This is a genomic window from Nocardia tenerifensis NBRC 101015 (assembly GCF_000308715.1).
In the GTDB taxonomy this organism is placed as follows: Bacteria; Actinomycetota; Actinomycetes; order Mycobacteriales; family Mycobacteriaceae; genus Nocardia; species Nocardia tenerifensis.
Window position 1 is genome coordinate 1 of record NZ_BAGH01000311.1, and the last position, 4,908, is coordinate 4,908.

The window sequence follows — 4,908 nt, forward strand, 5'->3', positions numbered from 1 at the left end:
GATGGCCGAACGTGTCGTTGACGGCCTTGAACCGGTCGATGTCCACCGTCGCCACATAGGCGGATTCGCGGCGGCAGTGCCCGATGTGCGCGGACAGGTGTGCGTCGAGGCCGCGGCGGTTCAGCAGCCCGGTCAGCGGGTCGGAGAGCGCGTCGGCCCGCAGCAGCCAGTGGCAGAACTGCACGAACGGCAGCATGACGCCGACCACGACGACCATGACGAGAACGACCGCGAGACCCAGCGCCAGGTCCTCGCGTTCGTGCCCGCCGCCCCGGGAGGCATCCGCCATCGCGCCGCGGAACATCAGGAATGCCAGCACCACGCTGGTCGAGATCGTCCACCCGATATGCAGCGCCAGCACGCGCGGACCGTGGAACACGGTGATATACGCGCCCATCGCCGTCAGCAGCACGACGCCCAATACCCCGATCACGCGATCGTGGACCAGCAAATCATTGGCGGTGGTATCGAGATCGAACACCACTATCCAGGCGAGCGACTCGACCTCGCGCGGCCACGGCAGAAACCACCAGCGCACCGTCCACAGTCCGGCGACGGCGGCCTCGACCCCGCCCTGCACCTGCCCGACCCACCCGGCCACGTCGCCCTGGGCGATCGAGGCGAGCACCGCGATCAGCAGCATGACCAGGCCGCCTGCCCCGAGCATGAACTTGAAACGACCGAGCGCACCGTGTGATTCGAACGTCTCGACCAGGGCGCGGTAATCGACCGGGTCCCGCCACCATGTTCGAAACATCGATCGGTTGTCGGTCAATGAATACCGCCTTCGGTCGACAATGGACCCGGGCATTCATCCCGGTTACCCCTTGGTCATCCAGCTTGGCGTGCAAATCGACAGTAAATCCGGTGTCCGGGCAGCGCAATGTGAGATCGGCCCGCTATCCATTTCACCGTGCGGCGCTTATTCTAACCGGCCGCCGCGCTACTTCTTCCGCGCGCGGTAGGCCGCGACGGCATTGCGATTTCCGCACGCCGTGCTGCAGTAGCGACGAGATCGGTTGCGCGACAGGTCGAGCACGAGGCCCTCGCACGTGCTGTCCGCGCAGATGGACAGCCGGCTCAGCTCGTCGGCGCGGATGAGGTCGATCAGCGCCATCGCCGTCTCGACGGCGATCCGGACCGGGAACGGGGCCTCCGGCGGCACCGCGTGGATGTGGTAGTCGACGTCGTCGTGGCGCACGAGCTGCGGCACCGCCCGATGCCGCGCCAGGGTCTGGTTCACCAGCTCGGTCGCGGTGTCGCGATCGCTGGTCAGCATGCGGCGCAGCGGCGCGCGCAGGGCACGGACCGCCGCGAGCTCGGCGGCGTCGCGCGCGTGCGCGCCGGTATAGCCGTGCTTGTCGAAAAACGCTGCGAGCTGGTCGATCTCGGTCAGCGTGTCCGGCTCCTCCGCCGAGTTCACCAGCTCCACCGCGGCCACCAGCGAGTCCTCGGTGTCATGAGCGAAAATCATGTTGACATATTACATCGCCGGTCATAGCGTCATGGTTCATGGCTACGATGACTCATGACACAACCGCTCGAGGCCGACTGCGAAGCGGACTGATCCTCGCGGTGCTGTCCGCGTCGTCGTTCGGGCTCTCCGGCTCGCTGGCCCGCGGCCTGATGAACGCGGGCTGGAGCGCCGCGTCGGTCGTGGCGATCCGCGTGCTGCTGGCCGCGGCGGTGCTCGTGCCGATCGCGGTGCGGCAGCTGCGCGGCGACTGGAACCTGTTGCGCCGCAACGCCTCACTGATCACCGCGTACGGCCTGATCGCGGTCGCGGGCACCCAGCTGGCCTACTTCAACGCCGTCGCGCACATGGCGGTCGGCGTCGCGCTGCTCATCGAGTACACCGCGCCGATCGCCGTGGTCGGCTGGCTGTGGCTGCGGTACCGCGAGCGTCCCGGCGTCGCGACGGTCCTCGGCGCGGTACTGGGCCTCGCCGGCCTGGTCCTGGTCATCGACCTGCGCTCGGGCCTGACCGCCAGCTGGGTCGGCCTCGTGTGGGCCCTCGCGGCCATGATCGGGGCGGCGGGCTACTTCGTCCTGTCCGCCCACGGCGACGGCACGCTGCCGGGCACCGTCCTGGCCGCGGGCGGACTCCTCGTCGGCGGGCTAGCCCTGCTGGCCGCGGGCGCGGTCGGCATCGTTCCGCTGCACGCGACGACGAATACGGTTGTCTTCGAGCACTTCTCGGTTCCCTGGTGGCCGCCGGTCCTGGCCTTGGGCATCGTGACCGCCGCGATCGCCTATGTCTCCGGCATCGCCGCCACCCGGCTGCTCGGTTCGCGGCTGGCGTCCTTCGTCGCCCTCTTCGAGGTCCTCGCGGCGCTGGCCTTCGCGTGGGCGCTGCTCGGCGAGGCGCCGCGCGTCATCCAATTGCTCGGCGGCGCATTCATTCTCGCGGGCGTCGTCGTGGTCCGGCGGGGCGAGTTCGATCCCTCGGCCGAGGCGGCTGTCGCCGAGCCCGCCGCTGTCGCCGAGTCCGGCACCGAGCGTTGAGCATTCAGCGGGAATTCAGTCGGACCCGCGCCGCCAGTGCCCGGTGGTCCGCGCCGGGCAGGCCGACCGTCTCGACCTCGGCCGCCCGGCCACCGGCGACCAGGATGTGGTCGATGCCGACCACGGGCGGCCACGGCTTGTCGGTCGGGTAGGTGACCAGGTGTCCGGCGCCCGCCTGCTCGGCGGCGTCGCCGAAGCGCCCGGACAGCATCGCGCGGTACTGCGCGTGGTCGTAGGTCGCGTTGAAGTCGCCGCCGACGAGGGCCGGCCGATCCGCGGACGCGCGCTCGAGAATCGCTCGCAGCCTGGACAATTCGTCGGCCCAGACGCCCGTGCCGTACACCGGCGGCACCGGATGGAAGGCGAAGACCGAGACCGGTCCGACGCCGGGAATGGTCGCGGTGGCCGAGAGTTGGTTCAGCACATAGCCGTCGTACTCGACGGTGTCCGTCAGAGGATAGGTGCTCCATATTCCGGTCCCGCTCGCGGTCCGGCCGGGGGACAGATACCGGTGCGGCAGTAGCTCATTCAGCCCCGCCCTGCCGAGCGCGTCGACCGCGGCGGGTGTCAGTTCGTTCACGGTGAGCACCGCGATGCGCCGGGCTCGTACCTCGTCGACCAGCGCACGCGGATCCGCGCCGTCGAACAGCAGGTTGGCCTGCATCACGCGCACCTCCGGCCCGCTCTCGTCGCCCGAGCCGCCGACATACAGCGGAACCTGGGTCCAGATGGCCGCGGCGACGACAACGACGGCGACGGCGGCACCGCGCCACCGCCGGGTCGCGGCGAACGCCGCCGCACCGAGCAGCGAACCCGCCATCAGGTACGGCGCACCCGAGGCCGCCAACACCAGCGGCCGGAACCCCGACCGGCTGAAATGCAACCCGACCCCTACCGCGCCCGCCACCGTGACGAGCCACGCGAGCACGTGCACACCCTCCCGGACCACCCTAGATCTCACATCGGACAGCCAAACACGGGCGCTACGCCGGGCGCACCCGCGGGTCTGGTCGCGCGGCCGCCGCGAGTCCGTCGACGGAGGTTCGCGGGACGGCGGCCATGGCGAGCAGGCCGATGCCCGCGACCGCCGCGAAAAGGTAGAAGCCCCAAGGATTCGCCGAGCCGACCACGATCAGCCACCCGGTGATCGTCGGCCCGAAAATCGCACCCAGACGACCGACACCCGAAGCGAATCCCAGTGCGGTGGCGCGGATTTCGGCCGGGTAAGCCTGAGTCACATAGGCGTAGATCAACACCTGCGCCGAGAAAACGAAGATCCCGGTCACCAGCACCAGCACATCCAGCAACACCGTGCTCGAAACCTTGACACTCAACACCGCCAAAAACACCGCCGCCGCACCGAACCACACCAGCACCGTCGGCTTGATCCCCCGCCGATCCGCCAACGCCCCCGCCGTCAGCAACCCGACCACCGCACCGATATTCAACATCAACAACACCGTCAACGACGTCGACATGTTGTACCCCGCATCACGCATCAACTTCGGCAACCACGTATTCAACCCATAAACCAGCAACAACCCCATGAACGAACCCACCCAAACCCCCAGCGTCGCACGCACATACACCGGCCGCAGCAACACCGTCGGCCGCACCCGTGTCGGCGCGTCCTTGGCCGCCAGATAAGCCGCGGACTCCGGCAGCTTCGCCCACACCACCGGCAGCAGCACGAGTCCCGCCGCACCACCGGCGTAGAACAGCGGCTCCCAGTTCGGCACGAGCCGAAGCGCGAGCAGCGCCGCGCACACCGCACCCACGTGATAACCCGTCATGGTGACCGTGCTGGCGAAGGCCCTCCGCGCCGGCGGCATGTGCTCGGCCATCATGGTCAGCGCGGTCGGCATGCACGCGCCGAGCCCGACGCCCGCGACCAGGCGGAACGCGGCGAACACGCTCACCGACCCGGCCAGCGGCACGGCGGCGGTGAACAGCGAGAACACCACGATCGAGCCCACCAGCACCCACCGGCGACCGTACCGATCGGCTACCGGACCCGAGCCGGTCGCGCCGATGGCCACTCCCACCAGCGACATGGTCGCGGCGAAAGTCGCACCGGCGGCGGTGAATCCGACGTGCTTCTGATCGATGAGGGTGGGAATGACGGCGCCGAGCACGACGAGGTCGTAGCCCTCCAGCAGTACGGTCAGCCAGCAGAGCACCGCGGGCCACGACAGCAACTTGTTCATGACGGAGTCCGATTCCGAGCCGGTTGTGACCGCCATCACGCTACCCTGAATCGGTCGCCGACGGCCCCAATGTAAGAGCGCTGGCCGCAACGGAATTGAACTCGGCTCGAGGTACGTCGTGCCGCCGCACCACAGTTCGCTACCGCGTCACCACTTCACCCACCGCCGCAACGACTTTCACTCATGCATGCCGTAC

At 68.8% G+C, this 4,908-nt stretch carries 5 protein-coding genes; 1 reads left to right on the forward strand and 4 read right to left on the reverse strand.

Features of this window, described 5'->3' with window-relative positions; genetic code table 11:
• On the reverse strand, positions 1-757 hold a 757-nt coding region (locus ON39_RS24980), incomplete at its 3' end, for a diguanylate cyclase domain-containing protein (protein ID WP_255219297.1).
• Between the two features lie 186 nt (positions 758-943).
• Positions 944-1,474 carry a CGNR zinc finger domain-containing protein gene (locus ON39_RS24985; protein WP_040738033.1) on the reverse strand — a complete coding sequence of 177 codons (531 nt, stop codon included), beginning with the start codon at positions 1,472-1,474 and terminating at the stop codon, positions 944-946.
• Positions 1,475-1,512: 38 nt separating this feature from the next.
• On the opposite strand from ON39_RS24985, the gene ON39_RS24990 reads away from it, so the two are divergent.
• Positions 1,513-2,505 (forward strand): EamA family transporter, encoded by a 993-nt coding sequence (locus ON39_RS24990; protein WP_040738035.1) that lies wholly within the window; start codon positions 1,513-1,515, stop codon positions 2,503-2,505.
• Between the two features lie 4 nt (positions 2,506-2,509).
• Here ON39_RS24990 and ON39_RS24995 read toward each other — a convergent pair whose 3' ends face one another.
• Together ON39_RS24995 and ON39_RS25000 are read right to left on the reverse strand one after the other, a co-directional pair.
• Positions 2,510-3,466, reverse strand: a complete 957-nt coding sequence (locus ON39_RS24995) for an endonuclease/exonuclease/phosphatase family protein (protein WP_051187021.1) — start codon at positions 3,464-3,466, stop codon at positions 2,510-2,512.
• Between the two features lie 22 nt (positions 3,467-3,488).
• Positions 3,489-4,748 (reverse strand): MFS transporter, encoded by a 1,260-nt coding sequence (locus ON39_RS25000; protein WP_040738038.1) that lies wholly within the window; start codon positions 4,746-4,748, stop codon positions 3,489-3,491.
• Positions 4,749-4,908 lie beyond the last annotated feature (160 nt).